This window comes from Telluria sp. LT2P80 (genome assembly GCF_059685955.1).
The window spans coordinates 372930-396959 of record NZ_JCASIO010000001.1 but is presented as its reverse complement, the minus strand read 5'-3'; the positions used below and the strand labels follow the sequence as shown (position 1 = coordinate 396959).

The window sequence follows — 24030 nt, the reverse complement described above, 5'->3', positions numbered from 1 at the left end:
CCGGTTCAGTTTCAGGCCAGCAGCGCCACGGCCTTCACCTGTGCCCATACCGCACAGCCCGGCGCGATCGCCAGTTCGCGCCGCGAACGCTCGGTGATCCGCGCCAGCAGCGCCGTGTCACCGACCAGCAGGCGCACCAGCACCTGGCCGGGCGTGCCGCTCGGGCCCACCGCATCGACCCGCGCCGGCAGGATGTTCGTGATGCTGCTGCCGCGTGGCCGTTCCAGCGCCAGGCTCACATCGCGTGCATGGATGCGGCAGCGCACGCGGGTGCCGACGGCGACGTCGCGCTGGCCCACCAGCAGCACGCCGCCGGCAAATGCCAGGTGCGACAAGCCATCGGCGTCGTGCGTCTGCAGCGTCGTTTCCAGCATCACACCGGCGTCGTCCTGAAAATTTGCCGCCAGGTCCAGCCGCGCAAGCGTCGCGGCCAACGGGCCGCTGGCCAGCACCCGGCCTTCTTCCAGCACCACCAGATGATCGGCCAGGCGTGCCACTTCGTCGGCCGCATGGCTGACGTACACGACCGGCAGCGCCAGTTCGTCGTGCAGGCGTTCGAGGTAGGGCAGGATCTCGAGTTTGCGCCGCATGTCGAGCGCAGCGAGCGGCTCGTCCATCAACAGCAGGCGGGGCGAGGCAAGCAGCGTGCGCGCAATGGCCGCGCGCTGGCGCTCGCCGCCCGACAGCGTGGCGGGACTGGCATCGAGCAGGCGTTCGATGCCGAGCAGTTCGGCCACCGCCAGCAGGTCGAAGCGGCGCTCGGCGGGTTTGAGGCGTTTGCGTCCGAACTCGAGATTGGCGCGCACGGAGAGATGCGGGAACAGGCTCGCTTCCTGGAACACGTAGCCAATACCGCGTTCGTGGGTCGGCACGAATAGCTTGCGCGCATCGTCCTGCCACACCTCGTCGCCCAGCGCGACGCGGGCGCCGGCCACGCGCTCCAGGCCCGCCAGCACGCGCAGCAGCGTGGTCTTGCCGGAGCCGGAGTGGCCGAACAGCGCGGTCACGCCGCGCCCGGGCAGGGTCAGGTCGACATCGAGATCGAACGTGCCGCGGTCGATCCGGCATGCGAGCGAGATGGGCTTCATCGCTGCGTTCCCCGCATCGACTGCGGATACAGCGTGTACAAGGTGAGCAGCACGACAAAGCTGAACACTAGCATGCCGCCGGCCAGCCAGTGGGCCTGCGCATATTCCATCGCTTCGACGTGGTCGTAGATTTGCGTGGAGACGACGCGCGTCTTGTCGGGGATGTTCCCGCCGATCATGAGCACGACACCGAATTCGCCGATCGTGTGCGCAAAGCCCAGGATCGCGCCGGTGACGAAGCCGGGGCGCGCCAGCGGCACGACCACCGACCAGAAGGTGTCCCACGGCCCGGCGCGCAGCGTGGCGGCCACTTCGAGCGGGCGTTCACCGATGGCCTCGAACGCGTTCTGCAACGGCTGCACGACGAACGGCAGCGAATAGAACACCGAGGCGATCACGAGGCCCGTGAAGGTAAAGGCAAGGGTGCCCAGGCCCAGCGCGCCGGTGAGTTGCCCGAGCGGGCCGTTCGGCCCCATCGCCAGCAGCAGATAAAAGCCGATCACGGTCGGCGGCAGTACGAGGGGCAGGGCGACGAGCGCGCCGACCACGCGCTTGGCGCGTGAGCGGGTGCGCGCAAGCCACCAAGCCAGCGGCGTGCCAAACAGCAGCAACAGCAGCGTGACGAGGGTCGCGAGCTTGAGCGTCAGCCAGATCGCGGCGAAGTCGGACGCGTCCAGCATGTGCCTAGACTTCGTAGCCGTAGGCGCGGATCAGCGCCTTGGCCTTGTCGGTGCGCAGATAGTCCAGCAGTGCCTGCGCAGCCGGATTCTTCGCGCCGCGGGTCAGCAGCGCGGCATCCTGGCGGATCGGCGCGTGCATCGTCGCGGGGACGATCCAGCCCGAACCGGCCGTGAATTTGCCGTCGCGCCAGACCTGTGCTTGCGCCACGAAACCCAGTTCGGCGTTGCCCGTGCTGGCAAACTGGAAGGCTTGCGCGATGTTTTCGCCCTGGACGAGGCGTGGTTGCAAACGCGCGGTCAAGCCCAGCTTGTCGATGACGGCGACGGCCGCCGCGCCGTACGGGGCCGTCTTTGGATTGGCGACGGCCAGGTGTTTGAAGTCGCCCGTCTTGAGCACGGCGCCGGTTGCATCGACGTAGTTGGCCTTGGCTGACCACAGCACGAGGCGGCCGACCGCGTAGGTGAAGCGGCTCCTGGCGACGGCATGGCCTTCGGCTTCCAGCCGCGCCGGCGTTTCATCATCGGCCGAGAGCAGCACCTCGAACGGCGCGCCGTTGCGGATCTGCGCATAGAATTTGCCAGTCGCGCCGCTGGCGACGACGGCCTTGTGGCCCGTGTCTTTCTGAAATTGCTCGGCCAGCTTTTCCATCGGGCCGGCAAAGTTGGCGGCCACCGCCACCTGGACTTCGCCAGCGTGGGCCGTTCCCAGGCAAGTCACCACGGCGAGCACACTGGCAAGGTATTTCATGTCGTTCCTCAGTCGTAAAAAGCGCTATAGTCGCAAGTATATAACGGATTCTGGAGCGCACATGGATGACAGGCACATCGCTCTCGGGGGCACCGTCTGGATGACGGTCGGTGGCGAGCAGCTCGGCGGCACGAACCGCGTCGGCTTGCTGGCGGCGCTGGCGCAATGCGGTTCGATCACCGCAGCCGCGAAACAGGTTGGCCTGAGCTACAAGGCGGCGTGGGAGGCGATCGACACGATGAACAACCTGGCCGGCGAACCGCTCGTGCAGCGCTCGACGGGCGGCAAGGGTGGCGGCGGCACGCGCCTGACGGCGCGCGGCGCGCAGCTGGTCGAGAACTTCGCCATGATCGAGCAACTGCACCATGATTTTCTGGAGCGGCTTAATCGACAGGCAGAGGGCGTGGCCGACGATGTTTCACTATTTTCGAGGTTCAGGATGCGAACGAGCGCACGCAATCAGTTCTTTGGCACCGTGACGCGCGTTACGGCGGGCGCGGTCAATGACGAGATCGAACTCGCCATCGCCGGCGGACACAGGATTGTCGCCATCGTCACGCGCGAGAGCGCTGACAACCTGGCGCTGGCGCCGGGCCGGCAAGTGTTTGCGCTGATCAAGTCGTCGTCCGTGATCGTCATGACGGCGGGCGAGGGCGTGCGGCTGTCGGCGCGCAACCAGCTGGCCGGCACCGTCACGCGCCTGACGCGCGGCGCCGTCAATGCCGAGGTCGTGATTGCGCTTGGCGGCGGCGGCACGGTTGCCGCGACCGTGACCAACGAGAGTGTCGATACGCTGGCGCTGGCCGAGGGCACAGCTGCAACCGCCGTGTTCAAGGCGTCGAGCGTCATTCTTGGGGGGCCCGAATAAACGGTGGTAATGTATCTTTTTTCCCCACCTCTGAAAGGCGATCATGTTCAAGCGTATGGCGGCAGAAGCACTCGGCATCAGCGATATCGGCGTCATTGTCGGCCCGGCCGACTACGGCAATGTCGATGCGGATGACTACCTGTTCACCGAAGACGGAGAACAGATCTTCTTTCTCATCAAAAGCAAGAAGGACGAATACTGCTTTACCAATCTTGGCCTGATCCATGTGGATGGCGACTCGGCCATTTCGTCGAAGCGCGCGATCAAACGCTACGATTACGCGTCGCACCAGATCAGTGGCGTGACCATCGAAACGGCTGGCACGCTCGATATGGATATCGAACTGAAATTCAATCTGGACGACACGAAGTTCTCCATCGACGTCAAGAAAGCGTTCATCGAACAGCTCAAGGACATCTATAAAGCCTTGATCTCGATCGGCAAGCGCCAGCAGCGCGATGCAATATGCCGCAACAACGCGCTGCGTACGCTGGACGCTACTGCATCGGTGCACAAGCTCAATATCGCACCGGGCGCCGGTGGTCTCGTCAGTCAGTTCGATGAATTGCTGACGGCGTTGAATACCGCGATGCTCGATACCTATACCAAGCGCGATTTCAGCGACGTGTACACCAAGTACATTCACAACTGATCAGGGGGTGGTGGCGGGCCTGAAAGGCTCGCTACTGAACCATGGCGTACCCCACGGTGACAAGGGCCGCAGGTTCATAGCCGTTGTGCTGCGCAGAACTGATGTCGGCTGTGGCAATAGTCTGTGACTTTTCCGTACTGTCAGCCTGATACACTAAACCAAGCTTTCAAGGGGTACAGATTTGAATATTGAAAAGAAATGGTGGTTCGTTGGCATGGTCTCTTTTGTCACTGCGCTTACGTCAATTCCCTTGTTGATTGGCGCTGGCACGTGGCCTGTCACAGGATTCGCTCAGGGGGTGGTCTCCCTCATGTGTTTTTTCACCCTCAATCGCCTCTTTTCCGCTATGGGGCGGGTTATTGTGGTGTCCGCATTCCAATCAAAAAATGGCAATAGCTGAGCGATCATCAGCTTCGGATTGGCAGACGTAGGCGAACAACCCACTCAGTCACTGCTGAAGAGACCAAAGGAAGAAGTATGCTGGCTGACCTGATCTTGAATATCCTCGGTCCAATCAGTGCGAAACGGTATCCAGTCGTGCGGATCGCGTTGTGGTTGATCGTTGCTGTCTTTTTAATCCTCCTGATTTATGGTGCATTTGCCCGTTGAACCTCGTCAGGGCCCGGCCCGACACGGGAGCGATGCTGAACGTGCGTATATAAAATCCTCCTTGTCTGCAAAGATTCTGTGTTCACGATGAATGGGCAGGGTCAGGCCTGACATTTGGACGAGGGCTCTTGCTTAGTACCTTCACTTGGGCATGCATGGACAGAGCTTTTGTTGAGCTCGTGTCTGAATGTCAGACCTGACCCCCGCTTGTTTTTCTGTTGATATGTTGAGAACGGCCGCATTTTGCGCGCCATGAGAGTAAGCTCGACCACCAGTCATCAAGAAAGCCGATCCATGCGATGCTATGTCTTGATAGTCGAACGAGACCTTCTCATTCGCGAGACCATTCTCGATCTGTTGACGGCACTGGGTCACTCTGGTCTGGGCGCATCGTCACCCGTTCGCGGCCTCAAAATGCTTGAGGTGATGGTGTTTGACGCAATGATGATTAGCCCGGGCGCCACATTGCTTGGCGAGCCGAGCTATGCGATCGATGCAAAAAAGATCCAGCCGCACTTGAAAGTGATCATGGCCGCCGCAGTCGAGCTGCCCGAGTATTCGGCGCCGCCAATCGATGCGTTCATTCAAAAACCATTTTCACTGCTGTCACTGGAAGCGACATTGCAAAAGATATTCATCGTGGGCGCGCCACCTGCTGATTGACGTCGGTGTGCGCTGACACCATACATCGAGGCGTGAGCGGTTTTCTGCCCGGCAAGCGAGCGCTGCTGTTCCGAGTCGCATGCGAGGATCCATTCCCCCTACGCGAAAGGAATCCTCATGAAGCACGATCAGCCGCCGCGCCGCGATTTTCTGCGCTATGTCGGTACCGTGGCCGCCCTGTCCACGCCAGCGCTGCAGGCCGCGGCCAGCGAACAAAACCGGGTCAGCTTCCCGCCCATCTTCGACAAGTCCGAAAAGCCCGAGAAGACCGAGCCGCCGGGTGACTCGTGGGATGAGCGGGTGGGCATCGCCGTGGTCGGCCTGGGCCGCATCGCCATCGACGAGATGCTGCCTGCCTTCCAGCGAAGCAAGCATGCGAAGGTCGTGGCGCTGGTCACGGGGGACCGCGAAAAGGGCCTGAAGGTTGCGCGCCAGTACAACATCCCGGAAAGCGCGGTGCTCGACTACAAGGATTACGACAAGCTGGCCCAGATGGCGGACGTGAAAAGCGTCTACATCGCGCTGCCCAACAACATGCACCTGGAGTACACCGTGCGTGCGGCGCGCGCTGGCAAGCATGTGCTGTGCGAAAAGCCGATGGCCAACAGCGCCGCCGAGTGCCGCCAGATGATCGACGCGTGCCGCAAGGGCGGGCGCCAGTTGATGATCGCCTATCGCAGCCAGTACGAAGCGCTCGATCGCACCCTGGTGAACATGATTCGCGAGAAAAAGCTGGGCGCGCTGAAGGAATTCAACTCGGTTAACTCGCAGAATATGGGCGACCCGCAGCACTGGCGCCTCAAGAAAGCGCTGGCGGGTGGCGGCGCGCTGCCGGACATCGGTATCTATTGCATCAATGCCGCGCGCTTTCTCAGCGGCGAAGAACCGACCGAGGTATTCGGCAGCATCTGGTCGACGCCAGGCGATGCGCGTTTTCGCGAAGTCGAGGAATCGTGTCAGTTCGTCCTGCGCTTTCCCAGCGGCTTTTCGGCTACCTGCAGCACCAGCTATTCGGCGCACAAGTCGCAGATGTTCCGCCTGAATGGGTTTGAAGCCTGGGCCGACATGGATCCTGCCTACGCCTATCACGGTAACAAGCTGCGGATCACGCGCGTGGTCGACGGCAAGGACCTGACCACCGAGATCCCGGCCGGCAAGACCAACCAGTTCACGCTGATGATCGATCACTTCGCCAGCTGCATCCAGCAAAACAAGGACGTTCACACGCCGGGCGAGGAGGGGTTGCAGGACCAGCGCATCATGGATGCGATCTACGAATCGGCGCGCAGCGGCCGGGTGGTCAAGCTCAAGCCGCCGGCGGGCAAGACGCGCGGGCCGGAGCCTGACAGCGCAGATTGAACACCGCTGCCGCCTGCTGCACCGCATTCAGTGGAAAATCGTGGCTGCGGCGTTCATGTTATGTTGAAAACTCATTCCCTTCGAGATAAAAAACACCATGAAATTCAACCTGCAATTTCTTGAACACGATGTATCGATCGACCAGGATACCTGGACTGCATTGGCCACCACGGGCAGTGATGTGTCGCTTGAAAACGTTCGGGCCGCCATTCTGGGCGTACTGGAACGCGGCGGGGTATTCACGGTTGACGACAGCAATGACCAGGTCGTGCGACGCATCGAGACGTCTGCCGAGTTCGAAGGCTATATGCAGGAAATCGGGACCCAGCGCACCCAGTTCCAGCAGGAACAAGCCTGAGTTCGGTGGCGCGCCGCCAGCCTCGTGCGCGCCAGCGCGCAGTCAGAATGAATTTGGAACTGCCTCTTCCCAACTCTTGAAGCGAGTCACGATGTCATTTTCACGCACCATCCGCAGCACCTTCCGTCACACCATCCTCGCCGCCAGCCTGCTCGCTGGCCTGTCCCAGGTTGGCGCGCACGCCGCGTCGCTTCCGGCGCCATTCGACACCCAGCTGGCCGCCGACTTTCCCAAGCTCGAAGCCTTCTACCGTGATCTGCACGCCAATCCCGAGCTCGGCTTTGCGGAACACAAGACTGCGGCCAAGCTGGCCGAACGGGCCAAGGCGCTTGGTTTCGAGGTGACCACCGGCGTCGGTGGCACTGGCGTCGTGGCGATCCTCAAGAATGGTCCGGGGCCGACCGTGATGCTGCGCACCGAGATGGATGCACTGCCGGTGCTGGAGAAGACCGGCCTGCCGTTTGCCAGCAAGGTCACGACAAAAAATGCCGCCGGCGACACCGTCCCGGTGGCGCATGCCTGCGGCCACGACCTGCACATGGCTGCCTGGTATGGCACCGCAAAGCTGATGGCAGAGAACCGCAAGGCCTGGAGCGGTACGCTGATGCTGATCGGCCAGCCGTCCGAAGAAGCGTTAACGGGCGCCGCCGCCATGCTCAAGGACGGCTTGTTTACGCGCTTCCCGAAACCGGATTACGCGCTGTCGATGCATGACGACGCGTCGATGGCATCGGGCACGGTCATGTGGCACGCCGGGCCATTTCGCGCCTCGGCCGACACCGTCACCATCACGATGTTCGGGCAGGGCGGCCATGGCGCCGTGCCGCATGAAACGCGCGACCCGGTGGTGATGGCGGCGCGCCTGGTCATGGCGTTGCAAACGCTGATCTCGCGCGAAAACAATCCGCTCGATCCGGTCGTGATCACGGTCGGCAGCATCCAGGGCGGCACCCAGGCCAATATCGTGCCGGATCAGGTCAAGCTGGCGCTCACGGTGCGTACCTTCCGGCCCGAAGTGCGCCAGCGCGTGCTGGCCAGCATCGCGCGTGAAGCCAAGGGTGAGGCGCTCGCTGCCGGCGCGCCGAAGGAGCCGCTGGTGGAAGTCAAGACGGGCACCGACTCGGTCGTCAACGATCCGCAGTTGGTGGCGCGCGCCGTCAAGGCGGTCGAGCAGGCCGTCGGGCCCGATTTTGCGAAAGAAATGCCGGCCAAGATGACGTCTGAAGACTTCGCCATGTACGGCCAGCAGCCCGGCGTCAAGGCGTTGCTGCTGCACGTGGGCGCGGTCGATGCCGGTCGTCTCGAGGCAGCGAAGAAAGCAGGCAAACCCTTGCCGGGCACCCATTCGCCACAATGGGCGCCGGATCTGAAGCCGACGCTGACCAATACCATCAAGGCCGAGACGGCGATTCTGCTCGACCTGATGGCACCACAGCGCTAGGCGCACCATCATAAGGCCCGTCATGCATTTTCTTGTCCTCGCCGCTGCGTCCTCGCTCGTCCTTGCCACCGTACCGCTTGCCCAGGCCCAGCCTGCAGGCAAGGTTGTGCAAGTCAAGATCGGTACGGTATCTCCGCTGTCCGGCCCCAGCGCCCATGCGGGCAAGGACATTGAAAACGGCGCCCGCATGGCGATTGATGACCTCAACGTGAAAGGGATCGTGCTTGGCGGCAGCAAGGTCCAATGGGTCTTGCAGCCTGAGGACGACGGCGCCGATCCCCGCACCGGCACGACGGTCGCGCAAAAGCTGGTCGATGCGAAAGTGGCGGCCGTTGTGGGGCACCTCAATTCAGGCACGACCGTGCCGGCTTCGAAAATCTATGCCAACGCCGGCATTCCGCAGATTTCGCCAGCGGCCACGACGCCCGTCTACACCAACCAGGGTTTCAAGACGGCGTTTCGTGTCGTCGCCAATGACAACCTGATCGGCCGCACGCTGGCCACGTATACGCTCGGCACCCTGAAGGCCAAGAAGATTGCCGTGATCGACGACCGCACCGCCTTCGGCCAGGGGCTGGCGGACGAATTCGTCAAGGGCGTCAAGAAGGCGGGGGCCGGCACAAGCGTCGTCAGCCGCCAGTTCACCAGTGACAAGGCAACCGATTTCAGCGCCATCCTGACCCAGATCCGCGCGCGCGATCCGGACGTGATTTTTTATGGCGGCATGGATGCGGTGGCCGGCCCAATGCTCAAGCAGATGAAGGCGCTCGGGCTGCGTGCCAAGCTCATTTCGGGCGACGGCGTCTGCTCGGAAAAAATGCCGCTGCTGGCCGGCGATGCGCTGGTCGACGACAAGGTGTATTGCGTCGTAGCAGGCGGCGTTGGTGCCGCGCAGGAAGCGGGCCTGAACGCCTTCACGCAGCGTTACCAGCAGCGCTACAAGCTCCCGGTGCAGACGTATGCGCCGTATGCCTACGATGCGGTAATGGTATTCGCGAAAGCGATGCAGGCAGCAAATTCGAGCGATCCAGTCAGGTTCCTGCCGGCGTTGGCCGCTGTCAGGCACGAGGGCGTTACTGGCAGTATCGCCTTCGATCAGAAGGGCGATTTGCGCGACGCGGCGATGACGATTTATACCTTCCGCAAAGGCAAGAAGGTCAGGCTGGCCGTGCTGCGCTAACGCGGAGAATTCAAACGACAGCCATGCCGATAATGGCTGGCCGGCCATTTCCCAACGCGACCAGCAATTCGCTGGTGATATATCGACATTTTGATCCAGCGCCAAAGGTAGTCATTGTGACATTCTGTGACTTATGGAACTTGTGTGTCTGCTATGCTGGATAAAGTCGGATGACGCTAGCGCTCATCTCTGAAAAAAAAACAACGCAGATTCAGTATGGAAAACAGGGCATGAATATTACAAAAAAATTGATTTTCCAGAGCGTGCTTGCTGGATTGCTTGTAGCTCTGCTTGTTCTCATCTACGAGTATGTCGTTGGACCGATATCTGCCAATTTTTTGGTGCGAGGTATTGGTATAGGAATACTTTGCGGTTTTGCATCGGTCACCTTTTTATTACTTGGGAATCGAAAAAGATCTTGAATATCTGCTCTCGGTAGATTACTGACTTCACGTCAAGATGACTTTTGCAAACGATGAAAAACTTTTTCTTTAATGCGTCAGGAGTTGCCGTTGGCACACTTCTTTACACCGGTTTCCTGAGCAGTACAGACGAACTCGATTGGGGCCGTGCTGCATTCGTGGGGATTTTCTGTGGAATATGCTTGGCTATATGGCCTGGCAAAAACAGAAAAAAGTAAGCCAACAGACGCAGTGTCAGTGAATTTCCCAGCGCATCACCTGCTTTTCTGTCTGTGTTGCCAGCTGGCCGGCTGCGCTACCGGCAGCTATTCGGAAACCGTCTGAACCCGGCAACGTTGAGCAACGAGCCGTCAGGCAATCTCGTGGCCCTGTTCGACGCCGCCAGCCTGGCCGCTAACGACAACCCGGTATCGTCAGCAGTCGACGACATGCTACAGGCTGACCCCGAACTCCAGCGGCGTTTGCAACAGGTACATCTCATGTTGGTCACTGCCCCCAACGCACCCATCGACACGCATCTGATCAGCGAGTGGAACGGCGTCAATCCGTCGATGGCAATCCACGCGCCGTATAGTGCCGCGCAATGGGAGGGCATCGACGTGACAGGCATACCGTCCTTTTATCTGCTCAGGAACGGCAAGGTCGTCGACCGGCGCACCGGCTGGTCAGACACCGGCAAGGCGGATCTCCTCAAATTGATCGATGCCGCCGAATAAGTCGATTGCCATGCGACGAGGATCCATCGACGTTCAGGCAGCGTGCCTGCGATGCGTCATGCATGGCGAGGTTACGCGACGGTGACCGGTGGTAGGATGCTGATTTCGTTCAGAAGTCCAGAGGAAGCAATGACCATATTCGCCATGTCCGTCTTCGATGCAACCGTGATCTACGACGGCAAGGAACTCTTCAAGGGGCAGGGCGCCGCCACTGGCTGGGCCGAGAAGCTTGCGAAGGAAATCGAGAGCCGCGTCACCGTCGAAAAAATCGGCACCGGCTGGGCGCTGGTCGGCCGGGTCGACGGCGTGGACTGCCGTTGGGGCATCATGGGGCAGCGCCTCAAGCGGCTGGACTGATCGTCATGCGTAGTTCGAACGGCGGTCTCGTCTATTCCACGGAAACGGGCCGCATGTGTCCCACCTGTCGCCAGCCTGCGGCGCAGTGCACGTGCAAGGCGGGCGCCAGTGCTGCGCCGGTCGGCGATGGGAATGTGCGCGTGTCGTTGCAGAGCAAGGGGAGGGGCGGCAAAAGCGTCACGCTCGTCAAGGGCGTGGTGCTCGATCCGATGGCCCTGGCCGTGCTCGGCAAGCAATTGCGCACGGCCTGCGGCGCCGGCGGGACCGTCAAGGACGGTGTGATCGAAGTGCAGGGCGATCATTGCGACACCGTTCTGCAGGCACTGACCAAACTCGGGCACCGGGGGAAGCGGGCCGGCGGCTGATGCCGGCCCAGGTATATCAGTAGTCGCGTGCAGCGCGCGTTGCCAGCGCTACCACGGCAATGCCTGCCGTGACAATCAGGGCATCTTCGATCAGGCCGCTGCGGGTCTGGCCCATCTTGGCCATCGCCTGTTTGCGGGCGGCCAGCGTCGCATACGCCAACGGCACGGCGGTCGCGACGGCGACTGCGGCGCCTGCCTTTTCACGACCCTCTGGCGCCAGCGCCGCACCGGCAATGCCCGCGCTGGCGATGCGCGCCAGCAGGCCCAGGAACACGGTGCGGTCCGGCGCCGACTTCATCTTGTCGCCGTACAGTTCACCGGCGCCCATGGCCAGTGCGCCGTACTTGAACAGGGGGCGGTCCAGTAGCATGAGGTTGCCAGATGTGTGACGGCCGGCAAGGCGTGCGGCGGCAAGCGTGGCCATCGGCGTCATCGAGCGGGCGCTGGCGACAGCGCCAATCAGGGCGGAAGAGAGCAGGCTGGTAGATTTCATCGTAAGTCCTAAGGAAATAGTGTTGTTCGATACGTTGTTCAACTGAATACAAGATTGATTCAGTTGCCTTATTTTTAACACAAAATCGAAAATCAGCCTGTTCTGTAAGGACGCTAGATGACCCGGCGCGGGGCCGCCGTGGCTAGGTCGCCGCTGTTGGGCGTGCCAGTGCGCTCGATCAGCATGATCTGCGCTTCGTGGGGCGCGCGGGGCCGGTGCCGCATGCCTTGCGGCACGACATAGAGCTGACCCTGTCCCAGCGTCACGGTCGTGCCGTCGTCAAGGTCGATCTCGAGACTGCCGGCCAGCACCAGGAAAAAATCGTCCGAATCGTCGTGCACATGCCAGTGGTATTCGCCACGCAATTTGGCGACCATGACGTCGTGGCCGTTGAACAGGCTGACCGTGCGCGGCTGCCAGGCTTCGTTGAATGTGGCCAGTTTGCCGGCCAGATCGATTGCAGCGTTCATGGGTTCTCCTTGAGTGAAAAAGTGAAAACGTCATGGTGCGCCTTTGGGTGGCCAGGGGTCTTGTACAATTGTTGCATGCACCCCGCACCCGCCCGGCCAGTCAACGATGCCACCTTTTCGGCGCTGACCGGCGGCGTCACGCTGATGCAGGCAAGCTTCACCGATCACGCGTTCGAGCGTCACAGCCACGATGGTTTCGCGATCGGCGTGACCACCGCCGGCGTGCAGCGGTTTCGCTGCAAGGGCGCGCAGTACGACAGCCAGGTAGGCGACCTGGTCCTGTTCAATCCGGATGAAGACCATGACGGCAGCGCCGGCACGGCCGACGGTTTCCGCTATGCGATCTGGTATGTACCGGATGCGTTCGTGGCAAGCTGCATCGCGCCCGAGGGCGAGCGCGCCGATGGCCGGTATTTCGCCCGGCCATGCGTGACTGATCACCGGATGGCGGCGACGTTTGCGCGGCTGTCCAGCAGTTTGCTGGCAACGCCAGCCGAGTCGTTGCGCGCGGAAACGATGCTGCGTGCGTTTCTCGGAACGATGCTGGCGCGCCATGGCGAGCGGCCCGGGGCGCACCTCGAACGGGCGGGTACCTATGCCGCCGATGCGCGCATGGCGCAGATCAGGGACTATATCCGCATGTACTTCCAGCGCGATATCACGGTGGCCGACCTGGCCGCCGTGGCCGGGATGTCGCGCACGCATCTCACGCGCGCGTTCAGCGCGGCGTATCACACGCCGCCGCACGTGTACCTCAATTCGGTGCGCGTCGCCCATGCCTGCACGCTGATCCGGGGCGGGATGCCGCTCGCGGCGGTGGCGATCGAATGCGGCTTTGCCGACCAGAGTCACCTGACCCGGCGCTTCAAGGGTTGTGTCGGCGTGACCCCGTCAGGCTGGCGCGACAGGCTGCGACGCTAGCGCGCCCCGCTCGTCGGCCGCTGCAGGCCGGATCGTCAGCGTCTGCGCAAAGTGCGCAATCAGCGCCGTCACCTTGGGCGCGTGCTGGCGGCTGCGCTGCCACACCAGATACAGCGGCAGGCCGGACGTCGCCAGCTCGGGCAGGATTTTCACCAGGCTGCCGTCGCGCAGTTGCTGCTCGACGAGCCAGGTCGCCAGTTGCGCGATTCCCAATCCCATTTCCACCGCCGTGACCTGCGCCTCGGCCTGCCCCAGCACGATGCGGCTCTTCACGTGCTGGCGCGCCAGTGGCAACTCGCCATCCTTGATCAGCCATGGACTCGTGCTGCCGTCCGCGCGACCGTACAGAATGGCGTCGTGGCCCAGTAACGCCTCCAGCGTCGCCGGTGCACCGTGGCGCGCCACATAGGCGGGCGACGCACAGAAGACGAGTTCTTCGTCACCCAGGTGCTGGTAGCACAGCGCCGCCGGCCAGGTGTCCGAGCCGCCGATGCGCACCACCACGTCCAGGCCATCCTCGACCGGGTCGACAAAGCGGTCGGTGAACGACGCATGGGGCTGCACCTGCGGATATTGCTCGGCAAACGCCAGCAATGACCGCACGGCGTGCATGCGGCCGAAGGTGGCCGGCATGTCCACGCGCAATCGGCCCGACGGGGCGATATGGTCGTGCGCCAGCAGGCGCTCGGCCGCTTCGAGTTCGTCCAGCACCCGCACGCAGACCTTGTAGAAGACGTTGCCGGCGTCCGTCATCTCGAGCTTGCGCGTGGTGCGGTCGAACAGTGGCCGTTTCAATCGCCCTTCCAGTCGGGCGATGGCCTTGCCGACGGCGGAATTGGTCAGGTTGAGCCGGTCAGCGGCCGCCGTAAAACTGCCGGCGTCGGCGACGACAACGAAGGTTTCAAGGCCTTTCAGGCGTTCTGCGGGTGTCATTGACTTGCTCCTGGAATTTTATTCCACATGATGCGGGAATTCTTATCCAACACGAGAATTTTTATCTTTTATATCATGTTAGATAACTGTCCACAGGAGTTTTTTGCAATGCCCAATTCATCTACTACGACCGTCGACGCGATGGCCGACAAGCCCCAGGCCACCGGCGGCGCGCTATCGATCACGATTCTTGCCATCGCCGCGTTTGTGATCGTGACCACCGAGTTCCTGATCGTGGGCCTGCTGCCGGCACTGGCACGTGACCTGTCCATCACGGTGGCCACGGCCGGCCAGCTGGTCACGCTGTTTGCCGTGGTCGTCATGGTATGCGGCCCGTTCCTGACGGCGTGGCTGGCCAACGTCGACCGCAAGAAGTTGTTCATCGCCGTGCTGGTGCTGTTCGCGGCAACCAATGCGCTGGCGGCTGTCGCGCAAAACATCTGGGTGCTGGCACTGGCGCGCCTGCTGCCGGCGCTGGCGCTGCCCGTGTTCTGGGGTACCGCGAGCGACACCGCAGCCCAGATCGCTGGCCCGGAAAAAGCCGGTCGCGCCGTCTCGACCGTGTATCTCGGCATCTCGGCCGCGATGCTGTTTGGTATTCCGCTCGGCACGCTGGCGGCAGACGCGATCGGCTGGCGCGGCGCGTTCGGCCTGCTGGCCGCGCTGTCGCTGCTGGTGGCCGTGCTGATGTTCTTCAGCATGCCGACGGTGCGTGCGTCGCAACCGGTTGCCATGCGTGAACAGGCCAAGATCCTGAAAAGTCCGTTCTTCATGGCCAACGTGGCGTTGTCGATCCTGGTGTTCACCGCCATGTTCACCGGCTACACCTACCTGGCCGAGATGCTGGAGAAATCGGCTGGCGTGGCGCCGGCGCAGGTGGGCTGGTGGCTGATGGGCTTCGGCGCGGTTGGCCTGATCGGTAACTGGCTGGGTGGTCTCTGGGTTGACCAGAAACCATTGGCCACCACCGCCATCTTCAGCCTCGTGCTGGCAGCCGGCATGGCCGCGTCGATGCTGTTCGCCGGTCTGAGCATTGGGTTCGCCATCGCGCTGGGCGTGTGGGGCATTGCCAATACGGCGCTGTATCCAATTTGCCAGATCCGTGTGATGAAGGCGGCAACCGGCGCCCAGGCGCTGGCCGGCACCATCAATGTGTCGGCAGCCAACGGTGGCATCGCGCTGGGCGCCGTGATCGGTGGCCTTGCGGTGGCCAACTGGGGCGCTGGCAATGTCGGTTATGTGGCTGCGGGCATCGCCGTCCTGGCGGCACTGGCGACTGGCCTGGTCGCGCGTATGACCCCTGCAGTCAAGGCGTAACGATCATGACGATTGCACCCATTGGCCCGTTGCCGGCCGAACTGGCAAACCACGCCGGCTACCAGCGTATCTTCAAGCCGGGCAAGCTGACCTTCGGCTTCATCATGCCGCTCGAAGGCTATCCGGATTCGCCGTTTCCGACGCTGGCCAATCACCAGACGATGGCGCGCATGGCCGACGAGGCCGGTTTCTCGACCCTGTGGCTGCGCGACGTGCCGTTTTACGATCCCAATTTCGGCGACACCGGCCAGGTGCTCGATCCGATGGTGTACATGGGCTTTCTGGCAGCGCACACGAGCCGCATCGCGCTGGGCACCGCCGGCATCGTGGCGACGCTGCGCGAGCCGTTGATCGTGGCCAAGCAGGCGGTGTCGGTCGACCAGTTGCTGGGCGGGCGCCTGGTGCTGGGCCTGTCGACCGGCGACCGGCCCGTCGAGTATCCGGCGTTTGGTCTGGATTTCGACAACCGCGGCGAGCGTTTTCGCGAAGCGTTCGGCCTGATCAAGACCGTCACCGAACAGGACTTTCCGCATGCGCGCACGGCGCACTACGGCAACCTCGACGGGAACATCGATCTGGTGCCCAAGCCGGCGGCGCCGCGCCTGCCGATGATCGTCGTCGGCCGGGCGCGCCAGGACATGGCGTGGATCGCCCGTCACAGCGACGGCTGGATCTGGCACCTGAGCGACTTTACCCGCCTGCCGCAACTGATCGAGGCATGGCGCGCCAGCCACGAGCCGGGGCAGTGGGTGCGCCCGTACGGTTACGGCACGATGTTCGACCTGGCCGAAGACCCGCATGAGCCGATGCGCTTCGTGCGCAATGGCATTCGTAGCGGCCGCCATGCATTGATCGAGCTGTTTTACCATCAGCAGGAACAAGGCGTGAGCCACGTGGCGCTGAACCTGAAGCCGCTGCGCCGGCCGGCGCAGGATGCGCTGGCCGAACTCGCGGAGCACGTGCTGCCGCTGTTTAAGGCGGACTAATTTTTATCATTGTCTTTTAATGCACGATCAAGAAAAAGGAATGTCATGACCATTGATTTCGACCGTAGCGACAACCTGCAGCGCCCACCGATGGGCCAGACCCGCGATCCGATTACGCATCCACTGATCGTCACGGCGACCTTCGTCAGCCGTGTAGACAGCACGCCGCGCAGCGAGCGTCCGCAAGATGCGGGGTCGGCCAAAAGCAAGCACGGCAATGAGGTGCATCTGCCGAACTGGCGTCCCGGCGCGCTGGCGCTGGAAGGCAATGAAAACCTGGCGTTCGAGCACTGGGACGAATACTGGCGCAAGGTGCACGGCCCGAAATTCGCGTGGGACGAGCCGGGCAGTTCGTCCGAACGCGTGCTGCGCTACGACCAGGTGCACCGTATCGCATCGGGCCCGTCGTCGTTCTTCCCGCCACCGTACCGCGCGATGATCGGCGAGGACGGCAAGCTGCCGGCCGAGCCAGAAAAGTGCGTGCCGCCGTACGGGCGTCCGCGCTGGGATGGCCTGGCCTACATCACGTATGCCGAGCAGGACGATATCGAGCGCGTGCTGGGCCAGGAGAAATTTGCCGAGCGGATCATCGCCGATGAGCAGGTGGCGTTCCGCATGGTCACGCGTGAAATCACGCGCGAATACATCCTGATCCCGAGCGCGCGTCACCGCGATCCGGTCAGCCTGGTCAAGATCCACATGCGCAACCCGGACCTGTCGCGCGAAGAATTCCAGCGCCGCCTGCTGGACGAGCACGCGCCGCTGGTCATGGGCCAGTCTGCGACGACCGAGTTCGTGAAGCGCTACGCGGTGCTGCTCAATATCGGCTCGACCCAGAAAGACCCGGAGGGCAGCAAGATCGACGCGGTTTCGATCCTGTCGTTCGCGTCACTGAACGATGTCGAGGATTACCTGGTCAGCAGCGACCACGAGGCGATCGCGCAATCCGAAGCGGCGCTGACCGGCGAAGGCTCGGAGTGGTGGACGGCGATTAACTACAGCGTCATGAACCGGCTCATGCCGGAAGTGGCCACCGAGCGCTGACCGGCTACGGTAGAATCACGCCAACGCCGGTCGCGCCGACCGGCGGTAACGTGATACGGGGATTTGCCATGGCCAAGAAGGAAGAAGAACTCGACGAAGAAACGCTGGCGTTCGTCAACTGGTGTATCGAGGTCGAGGGGTTTTTAGTCGCGGGCGGTGCTACCGTACGGCAGGCGCAAGACCATATCGAGGAAGAAATCGAATGGTTCACCGACCAGTTCTACGATTCGCTCACGCCTGAAGAGGCGGCCAAGGAAGCACTGGCGTAACGACAGTACTACCAATGAAGACAGGCCTGCACCGCGTCACCGCGGTGCAGGCCTGTTTGCTTGTGCCCGTGGCTGTTCAGACGCGGGCGCCCGTGCGGCGGCGACGCACATCGACGGGCACGTCCGGTCCCATAATATTGCTGACGCCGGACTGTTCGACAACGGCGATGTCATTGGTGGTACTGAGGAACAAGGTATCGGCAGTCAGGAACGACAGTGCCGCCCAATAGCCAGTCCTTGAAGCGCTGGTGATAGGCATTCACGTTCTGTACGTGGACGTCTCGTCAGCCTCGACGATGCCATTCAGGGATGCGGGCCGGTCGAACTTGACCCAATCGAGGAAGCGGTGGCGCCACCGGAAGGCGGTATTCCGGTACACGCCAACCCGGTCTGCAGCCTTGCGCACCGACAGTGAGTCGAGCAGCACCTGGGAATACGCAAGCCACTTCGCCTTGAGCCTGAGCCGTGCCCGTGGCAGCGCCCATTGCCGCAGCGGGGACAGCAACGGCCAGGCGCTCTGGCCTGGGCGATCAGCGCCACCACCTGGGCGAGGCCGGCCACAGGATGCAAGGCGTCGGGCACGTGCCGGCGCTGCGGATGATTCAGCGATGGCAGCCTGGCGAACCAGCTCTTGAAACGTGGCGCTTTCATGATCGACTCCTGGCTTGGGGGCAGGGGTTGGACCACCGGGCTGCTCATCAGTTCAAAGCTCGCCTCTATTTAACGTTGACTGCGCCCGAAAAAAATGCCCCGTGAGTGACACGGGGCATGCATGGGTACTGCGCTGGTCGGGTTACTTGTCCTGCACCGTAAACTCGCCATACGGCGCCAGCTGCGCATCGAGCTTGGAAGGATCGCCGACGATCACGATCGACTGGTTCTCGGGCGCAAAATATTTCTGCGCTACCGTGCGCACCTGCTGCGGCGTGACCTTGCGGATCAGTGGCACGTAGTCGCCCAGGAATTCAGGCGGCAAACCCACCAGCCAGTTCGCGGCCAGCGTGTTGGCCACCGAGCGCTGCAACTGGTTATTCAGCAGGTAGCCGCCTGCGACGTAGCGCTTGTTCATGTCCATCTCGGCTGTCGTGACCAGCTCGCTTCCCAGGCGCTTGTACTCCTTGAAGTATTCGGCCAGCGCTGCGCCCGTCACCTCGTTGCGCACGTCGGCGCCGCCGACCATCATGCCGCCCGCGCGGCTCATGCGCGCCCCGGCCGAGGCGCCATAGGTGTAGCCTTTTTCTTCGCGCAGATTGGTGTTGATCCGGCTCGAGAAGCCGCCGCCGATGATGGTGCTGGTCAGGCGCAGCGGGATCTGGTCGGCGGCGCTGGCCGCGATGCCGGGGCTGCCCACGCGCAGCGTCGATTGCACGCTGCCGTCGCGCTTGAGCAGGATGCGCGCCGGCTTCACGTTCGTGGCGACGGCCGGGGTGTCCGGCAATGCGGCGCCGCTGGCCTTCCAGTCGCCAAACGCAGCTTGCGCCAGCTTCATTGCTTCGGCTTCGGTAATGCGGCCGGTGATGACCAGCAGCGCGCGGTCCGGACGGAAGCGTTTCGCGTGTTCGGTGCGCAGCAGCGCGGCATTCACGGCATTGATCGACTCGACCGTCGGATCGGTGCGGCTGTAAGGGTGATCGAGGTAGACGGCTTTCTTGATCGCACGCTCGGCGCGGAAACCCGGCTGGGTTTCGGCCACGCGCAGCGCCTGCAGCGCATTGGCTTTCGCCAGCGCCACTTCGTTCTCGGGGAACGATGGCTGGCGCGCGATCTCGGCCATCAAATCCAGCATGCCGCCCGCCTGCGAGGCGACGGCGTTGGCCGACAGGATGATGCCGTCGGAAGCCGGACTGGCGGCCACTTCACCGCCCATGCCTTGCGCCGCTTCGGCAATCGCGCGCGAATCGCGCTTGGCCGTGCCTTCGTTGAGCATCCCGGCGAGCATCGCCGCGAAGCCGCCCTGGGCCGGGGCGTCGGCAGCGAAGCCGGCGCCGCGCAGCGCCAGCACGAAGTCCACGCGGGGCAAGCCCTGGCGCGGCACGACCCAGACGGTCAAGCCGTTGGCCAGCGTCTGCTTGGCGATCTTCGGTGCGGGAATCGATTTTTCCTGGCCATAGGCAGGCATGCCGTTTGGCGCCTTGGTTTGTGCATGCAGTGGCGGCGCGAACGCCAGCGAAACGGCAAGCGCGAGCATCAATTTGTTCATGATGCGCTCCTTATTTGTTCGCGCCGGCAGGCGCAGTGGTGGCGGTGGCGGCGGTCTTTGCGGCCTCGATCATCGCAGCCGGTTTGCGGTCGATGACGGTGCGGTTGGTCGGCACGAGATACGTCTTGACGACGCGCTGGATGTCGCTCGAGGTCACGCCATCGATCCAGCCCGGAATCTTGTTGACGACATTGGCGTCGCCCCACAGCACCTGCAGCTTGGCCATCGTGTCGGCGCGGTTGACGAAGCTTTCCAGCTTGTTGTTCCAGTCGGCCAGCATGCGCGTCTTGACGCGCTTGAGGGTGGCGTCGTCGACGCCGTCTTTTGCCACCTTGGCGATCTCTTCATCCATGGCCTTGAGGATGGCGTCCGCGCTGCTGTCGGGCTTGTACAGCGCATGCACGGTCATCAGGGTAGGGCCGTTGTATTCCCACGGGCTGGTCAGGCCAAACAGGATGTCGACGTTCAGCGCGATCTCGCGGCCCTTGACCAGGCCCTGGTAGAACAGCGACGCATCGCCGCCGCCCAGCAGTTCGGCCAGCACGGCGACCGGCGCCTGGTCGCGGCTGCCGCGCTCGGGCACCTTCCAGGCCGCCGCGATCGCCGGCACCTGGGCCAGCGCATCGCTTTGCTGCAGGCGCTTTTCGGCCGTGTTGAGGGGCTCGCTGAAATCGGTTCCTTTCGGTACCGGCCGCGCGGGGATGGCGCCGAAGTATTTCTGGGCCAGTGCGAAGCCCTGCTGCGGCGTGATGTCGCCGGCAATGGCCAGCACCGCATTGTTCGGGCCATAGTAATCGCGGTGGAATGCGCGCACGTCGTCCAGGCTGGCGTTTTCCAGGTCTTCGAAGCTGCCGTAGCCGTCGTGGTTGTTTTCCCATTTCTGGAAAGCGTGCTGGCTGATGTCGATCCACATGAAGCCGCCATACGGCTGGTTCTTCACGTTGACGCGGATTTCTTCCTTGACGACGTCCTGCTGGTTCTTCAGCGTGGTTGCGCTGAAGTCGAGTGTCTTCATGCGGTCTGCTTCCAGCCACAGGATCGGCTCAAGTGCCGAGCTTGGCACGGTCTCGATGTAGTTGGTGAAGTCAGGGCGGGTCGAGCCGTTGTTCCAGCCACCGCCGCCCGTGATCGTCGTGTCGAAGATGCCTTTCGGTGCATTCGGCGTGCCCTGGAACATCAGGTGTTCGAACAGGTGCGCAAAGCCGGTGCGGTTCTTCGGCTCGAGGCGCATGCCGACGTGGTAGACGACCGAGACGCCGACGGTGGGCGAGGTGCGGTCTTCCGACACGATCACGGTCAGGCCGTTGTCGAGTTTTTTCATGGTGACCGGCAAGGTCCACCCGTCGGCCGGTGCGGCAAATGCCGACATCGACAGGGTGAACCCGGCCAGCAGGGCGGGGTAGTGGCGCATGCGCATGGGGACCTCGAAATGGATCGCAATGAAATGAATGTGACCGGGGCGGGGTGCGCCACCGGCGAAACATCTTAGCGCAATGGCATGCTTTAAAAGAATGTTTTTGTTGTTGCAGCGCAGGACAATGTGCGTGCATGCGTGCTGCATGGCCCCCCCCCCCCCTCGTTCTGATGCAAACCGCCACCGCCGCGCAGCTCGGATGCCGTTTTTTGCAGTTCATCGCACGCATTGCGGCGGGGCTTGACTTTCGGGCTATAGTTTCATCATGACAAGTCCCGGCATTGGCCCGGGCCGCAACACACTGGAGAACCTCGATGAATCACCTTTTCAAGCTGGGCGCCGTGGCTGCCTTGTTGGGCGCTACGGCCGGCCTCGTGCGCGCCGCGCCGGACGCGGCCAGCGAGACGCGGCCCGTCGATGCCCAAGTCGTGCGCGTGACGCTCGAAGGGGTCGGGGATCTGGTGATCCGCCAGGGCGCGACGGCCACGCTGGTGCTGACGGGCGACGCGCGCCTGCTGTCGCGCACCACGACCACGCAGCGCGGCGACACGCTCAATATCGAGACCGAAGGCCGCCGCGGGGGCTTCAACTTCGGGCGTTCATCGGGCATCCAGGCCGAACTCGTGCTGCCGAACCTGCGCGCCGTATCGTCCGAAAGTATCGGCGCCACCACGGTCAGCGGCTTTGCCGGCCAGTCACTGGACATCAATCTCGATGGCGCCGGGTCAATGTCGGTATCATCATCGAATTATCGTTTTATTACCGCCAACCTGGGCGGCGTGGGCAACCTCAAGATCCACGGGATCGACAGCGAGGGCATCGATTTGAACCTGGGCGGCGCCGGCTTCGTGACACTGACCGGCCGCAGCAAACGCCTGAAGGCCGAGCTGGGCGGCCTGGGCGGGCTCGATGCGCAGGGCTGCAGCGTCGACTCGGTCGCGCTCGATCTGTCGGGGCTGGGCAATGCCACCGTGAATGTGCGCCAGAGCATCAATGTATCGCTGTCGGGCATGGGATCGGTGACGGTACTGGGCAAGCCGGTCAACCGCAAGGTGGCGCTCGACGGGCTGGGCAAGGTCAACTGGAAATGACGGACACGCGACAACCACGCTGGCCGGGGACACCCCGGCGGCACCGGCAACGATCTGGATTCTGTGTGCGAACCATGAAGACACCATTCTTTGCAGTTCTCCTGGCGCTGTGCCTGCAGTTCGGCCTGCATGGCAGCGCCCACGCCGGTTTTCCCGAATGCGCCAGTGCCTACAATGCCCGCAACTATGCGCTTGCGCTGAAGGAAGTCACGCCGTTGGCCAAGGCCGGCCACGCCGAAGCGCAGCATCTGCTGGGGCTCATGTACTACATGGGGCGGGGCGTGGCGCGCGACTACAAGCAGGCATTTGCCTGGCACCAGAAGGCCGCGCTGCAGGGCAAGGCCGATGCGCAGTACGTCGTCGGCGCCATGTATTACACCGGCAACTCGGTGCCGCAAGACCAGAAGCACGCCGTGACCTGGTTCCGCAAGGCCGCCGAGCAGGGCCATGCCGAGGCACAGAATGCCCTCGGGCTGATGTACCGCTACCATGTGGCCGGGGTGCCGCAGGATGTCGTGCTGGCCTACATGCTCTACAACCTGGCCGCGGCCGGCGGCAACCGCAACGCCGTCGACCAGCGCGCTGCCATTGCCAAACGCATGACGCAGGAGCAGATCGAAGAAGCGCAGGCGCTGTCGCGTACCTGGAAACCTGGCACGCCGCTGCCGACGACGTCGAAAACGGGCGGTGACGCATAACGCGCCAGCGCGGCCGGCACAATCGCCTGGCAATCGTCCTGTTATGCGGGTTGGCGAACCGAACCGGGGTGCAGGGCAAGCCATGATGGTGTGAACACACTGTCAAGGAGCCCCCGATGGCCAAGGTAACACTGACGATGACGACCCACGTACCGGTCTCGACCGGCGAAGCCTGGGCCTGGTCGACATCGCTCGAAGGCGTGCGCACCGAAATGCGCCCGTTGCTCAAGGTCGTCTTTCCCAAGGCAATGACGCATATCGGCCCCGATACCGCGCTCAACACGGTCCTGGGCCGCTGCCAGTTTTTGCTGTTTGGTTTGTTTCCCATCGACATGTCCAAACTGCGCTTTACCGAGATGGAACCGGGCCATCGCTTCGTCGAGGAATCCGATCTGCTGTCGATGCGTTCCTGGCGCCATGAGCGTGTGATCACGCCGTCGGGCGATGGCCGGGGCGCCCAGGTCACCGACCATCTGGCGTTCACGCCACGCCTGGCTACGCCGGTGGTGCGCTACCTGGTCAAGCTGTTTTTCGCGCACCGTCACAAGAAGCTGGCGCAGGCGCTGGGTGTCCGTGGAGCTACCGTCGCAGCCCGCGGCGCAGCCGGCAGAGCACGCTGAGACAGGCTGAGATACGTCCCCGCATGGTAGGCTTCGGCTTTGACTCATTCGCGCGCCCGATTGCATCG

General features: G+C 62.9%; 29 protein-coding genes and 1 pseudogene. 20 read left to right on the top strand and 10 right to left on the bottom strand.

All coding sequences use genetic code 11. The features are described 5' to 3' along the window. Window positions 1-11: 11 nt before the first annotated feature. The 3 genes from modC to modA are packed head-to-tail and all read right to left on the bottom strand — an operon-like array spanning window position 12 to window position 2516. Window positions 12-1088 (bottom strand): molybdenum ABC transporter ATP-binding protein, encoded by a 1077-nt coding sequence (gene modC / locus AC56LW_RS01795; RefSeq protein ID WP_499631045.1) that lies wholly within the window; start codon window positions 1086-1088, stop codon window positions 12-14. After that, window positions 1085-1768, bottom strand: a complete 684-nt coding sequence (modB, locus tag AC56LW_RS01790) for a molybdate ABC transporter permease subunit (protein WP_258834921.1) — start codon at window positions 1766-1768, stop codon at window positions 1085-1087. The genes modC and modB overlap by 4 nt, the downstream gene beginning before the upstream one ends. Window positions 1769-1772: 4 nt before the next feature. Beyond that, the gene (modA, locus tag AC56LW_RS01785; protein ID WP_499631042.1) at window positions 1773-2516 is read right to left on the bottom strand and encodes a molybdate ABC transporter substrate-binding protein; all 744 of its coding nucleotides are present in this window, start codon (window positions 2514-2516) and stop codon (window positions 1773-1775) included. 61 nt (window positions 2517-2577) lie between these two features. On the opposite strand from modA, the gene AC56LW_RS01780 reads away from it, so the two are divergent. From AC56LW_RS01780 to AC56LW_RS01725, 12 genes are all read left to right on the top strand, one after another. Then, the gene (locus AC56LW_RS01780; RefSeq protein WP_499631039.1) at window positions 2578-3384 is read left to right on the top strand and encodes a TOBE domain-containing protein; all 807 of its coding nucleotides are present in this window, start codon (window positions 2578-2580) and stop codon (window positions 3382-3384) included. Between the two features lie 43 nt (window positions 3385-3427). Continuing rightward, a complete protein-coding gene (locus tag AC56LW_RS01775) occupies window positions 3428-4036 on the top strand; it encodes a PH domain-containing protein (protein ID WP_499631036.1) in 609 nt (202 codons plus the stop codon). A gap of 477 nt (window positions 4037-4513) precedes the next feature. Then, a complete protein-coding gene (locus AC56LW_RS01770; RefSeq protein WP_499631033.1) occupies window positions 4514-4645 on the top strand; it encodes a hypothetical protein in 132 nt (43 codons plus the stop codon). A gap of 294 nt (window positions 4646-4939) precedes the next feature. After that, complete coding sequence (locus tag AC56LW_RS01765) at window positions 4940-5308, top strand: DNA-binding transcriptional response regulator (RefSeq protein WP_332531020.1); 369 nt, start codon at window positions 4940-4942, stop codon at window positions 5306-5308. Window positions 5309-5425: 117 nt separating this feature from the next. Then, window positions 5426-6667: a Gfo/Idh/MocA family protein gene (locus tag AC56LW_RS01760; protein WP_499631030.1), complete on the top strand. Its 1242-nt coding sequence runs from the start codon at window positions 5426-5428 to the stop codon at window positions 6665-6667. A 97-nt stretch (window positions 6668-6764) separates the two neighbouring features. Next, window positions 6765-7025 (top strand): hypothetical protein, encoded by a 261-nt coding sequence (locus AC56LW_RS01755; RefSeq protein WP_332531022.1) that lies wholly within the window; start codon window positions 6765-6767, stop codon window positions 7023-7025. 91 nt (window positions 7026-7116) lie between these two features. Further along, window positions 7117-8466 (top strand): amidohydrolase, encoded by a 1350-nt coding sequence (locus tag AC56LW_RS01750; protein ID WP_499631027.1) that lies wholly within the window; start codon window positions 7117-7119, stop codon window positions 8464-8466. A gap of 22 nt (window positions 8467-8488) precedes the next feature. Further along, entirely contained in the window at window positions 8489-9646 is a 1158-nt protein-coding gene (locus AC56LW_RS01745; protein WP_499631024.1) for a branched-chain amino acid ABC transporter substrate-binding protein, read from the top strand. Window positions 9647-9816: 170 nt separating this feature from the next. Further along, window positions 9817-10068 carry a hypothetical protein gene (locus AC56LW_RS01740; protein ID WP_499631021.1) on the top strand — a complete coding sequence of 84 codons (252 nt, stop codon included), beginning with the start codon at window positions 9817-9819 and terminating at the stop codon, window positions 10066-10068. 362 nt (window positions 10069-10430) lie between these two features. Next, window positions 10431-10784: a hypothetical protein gene (locus tag AC56LW_RS01735; RefSeq protein WP_499631017.1), complete on the top strand. Its 354-nt coding sequence runs from the start codon at window positions 10431-10433 to the stop codon at window positions 10782-10784. Between the two features lie 129 nt (window positions 10785-10913). Then, a complete protein-coding gene (locus tag AC56LW_RS01730; RefSeq protein WP_183557602.1) occupies window positions 10914-11141 on the top strand; it encodes a hypothetical protein in 228 nt (75 codons plus the stop codon). Between the two features lie 5 nt (window positions 11142-11146). Next, the gene (locus AC56LW_RS01725; RefSeq protein ID WP_499631015.1) at window positions 11147-11506 is read left to right on the top strand and encodes a translation initiation factor Sui1; all 360 of its coding nucleotides are present in this window, start codon (window positions 11147-11149) and stop codon (window positions 11504-11506) included. Between the two features lie 16 nt (window positions 11507-11522). Here AC56LW_RS01725 and AC56LW_RS01720 read toward each other — a convergent pair whose 3' ends face one another. Both AC56LW_RS01720 and AC56LW_RS01715 read right to left on the bottom strand, forming a co-directional pair. Next, window positions 11523-11999 (bottom strand): hypothetical protein, encoded by a 477-nt coding sequence (locus tag AC56LW_RS01720; RefSeq protein ID WP_332531028.1) that lies wholly within the window; start codon window positions 11997-11999, stop codon window positions 11523-11525. A 113-nt stretch (window positions 12000-12112) separates the two neighbouring features. Beyond that, window positions 12113-12469: a cupin domain-containing protein gene (locus AC56LW_RS01715; protein WP_499631012.1), complete on the bottom strand. Its 357-nt coding sequence runs from the start codon at window positions 12467-12469 to the stop codon at window positions 12113-12115. A gap of 75 nt (window positions 12470-12544) precedes the next feature. Here AC56LW_RS01715 and AC56LW_RS01710 point away from each other — a divergent pair, with 75 nt between their 5' ends. After that, on the top strand, window positions 12545-13390 hold the full coding sequence (locus tag AC56LW_RS01710) for an AraC family transcriptional regulator (protein WP_499631009.1): 846 nt from the start codon (window positions 12545-12547) through the stop codon (window positions 13388-13390). On the opposite strand, the gene AC56LW_RS01705 is transcribed toward AC56LW_RS01710, so the two are convergent. Further along, window positions 13361-14323: a LysR family transcriptional regulator gene (locus tag AC56LW_RS01705; protein ID WP_499631006.1), complete on the bottom strand. Its 963-nt coding sequence runs from the start codon at window positions 14321-14323 to the stop codon at window positions 13361-13363. The genes AC56LW_RS01710 and AC56LW_RS01705 overlap by 30 nt on opposite strands. Before the next feature lie 108 nt (window positions 14324-14431). On the opposite strand from AC56LW_RS01705, the gene AC56LW_RS01700 reads away from it, so the two are divergent. From AC56LW_RS01700 to AC56LW_RS01685, 4 genes are all read left to right on the top strand, one after another. Continuing rightward, window positions 14432-15640, top strand: a complete 1209-nt coding sequence (locus AC56LW_RS01700) for an MFS transporter (RefSeq protein ID WP_499631003.1) — start codon at window positions 14432-14434, stop codon at window positions 15638-15640. A gap of 5 nt (window positions 15641-15645) precedes the next feature. Next, on the top strand, window positions 15646-16626 hold the full coding sequence (locus AC56LW_RS01695) for an LLM class oxidoreductase (RefSeq protein WP_499631000.1): 981 nt from the start codon (window positions 15646-15648) through the stop codon (window positions 16624-16626). A 45-nt stretch (window positions 16627-16671) separates the two neighbouring features. After that, window positions 16672-17670, top strand: a complete 999-nt coding sequence (locus tag AC56LW_RS01690; RefSeq protein WP_332531033.1) for an EthD domain-containing protein — start codon at window positions 16672-16674, stop codon at window positions 17668-17670. A 68-nt stretch (window positions 17671-17738) separates the two neighbouring features. Continuing rightward, window positions 17739-17939 (top strand): globin family protein, encoded by a 201-nt coding sequence (locus AC56LW_RS01685; protein WP_183557631.1) that lies wholly within the window; start codon window positions 17739-17741, stop codon window positions 17937-17939. A gap of 76 nt (window positions 17940-18015) precedes the next feature. Here AC56LW_RS01685 and AC56LW_RS01680 read toward each other — a convergent pair whose 3' ends face one another. From AC56LW_RS01680 to AC56LW_RS01665, 4 genes and pseudogenes are all read right to left on the bottom strand, one after another. Continuing rightward, on the bottom strand, window positions 18016-18198 hold the full coding sequence (locus tag AC56LW_RS01680; RefSeq protein ID WP_499630998.1) for a hypothetical protein: 183 nt from the start codon (window positions 18196-18198) through the stop codon (window positions 18016-18018). Window positions 18199-18219: 21 nt separating this feature from the next. After that, window positions 18220-18414 (bottom strand): annotated as a pseudogene (locus AC56LW_RS01675) (helix-turn-helix domain-containing protein); the annotation flags it as partial. Between the two features lie 318 nt (window positions 18415-18732). Next, window positions 18733-20139: a M16 family metallopeptidase gene (locus tag AC56LW_RS01670; RefSeq protein WP_499503086.1), complete on the bottom strand. Its 1407-nt coding sequence runs from the start codon at window positions 20137-20139 to the stop codon at window positions 18733-18735. A 10-nt stretch (window positions 20140-20149) separates the two neighbouring features. Further along, the gene (locus AC56LW_RS01665) at window positions 20150-21556 is read right to left on the bottom strand and encodes a M16 family metallopeptidase (protein WP_499630995.1); all 1407 of its coding nucleotides are present in this window, start codon (window positions 21554-21556) and stop codon (window positions 20150-20152) included. Between the two features lie 311 nt (window positions 21557-21867). Here AC56LW_RS01665 and AC56LW_RS01660 point away from each other — a divergent pair, with 311 nt between their 5' ends. The 3 genes from AC56LW_RS01660 (at window position 21868) to AC56LW_RS01650 (ending at window position 23962) form a co-directional block, all read left to right on the top strand. Beyond that, window positions 21868-22644: a GIN domain-containing protein gene (locus AC56LW_RS01660; protein WP_332531036.1), complete on the top strand. Its 777-nt coding sequence runs from the start codon at window positions 21868-21870 to the stop codon at window positions 22642-22644. Between the two features lie 74 nt (window positions 22645-22718). Next, window positions 22719-23342, top strand: coding sequence for a tetratricopeptide repeat protein (locus AC56LW_RS01655; protein WP_499630992.1), 624 nt, complete (start codon window positions 22719-22721; stop codon window positions 23340-23342). Between the two features lie 116 nt (window positions 23343-23458). Next, window positions 23459-23962 (top strand): Rv1443c family protein, encoded by a 504-nt coding sequence (locus tag AC56LW_RS01650; RefSeq protein ID WP_499630989.1) that lies wholly within the window; start codon window positions 23459-23461, stop codon window positions 23960-23962. Window positions 23963-24030: the final 68 nt, after the last annotated feature.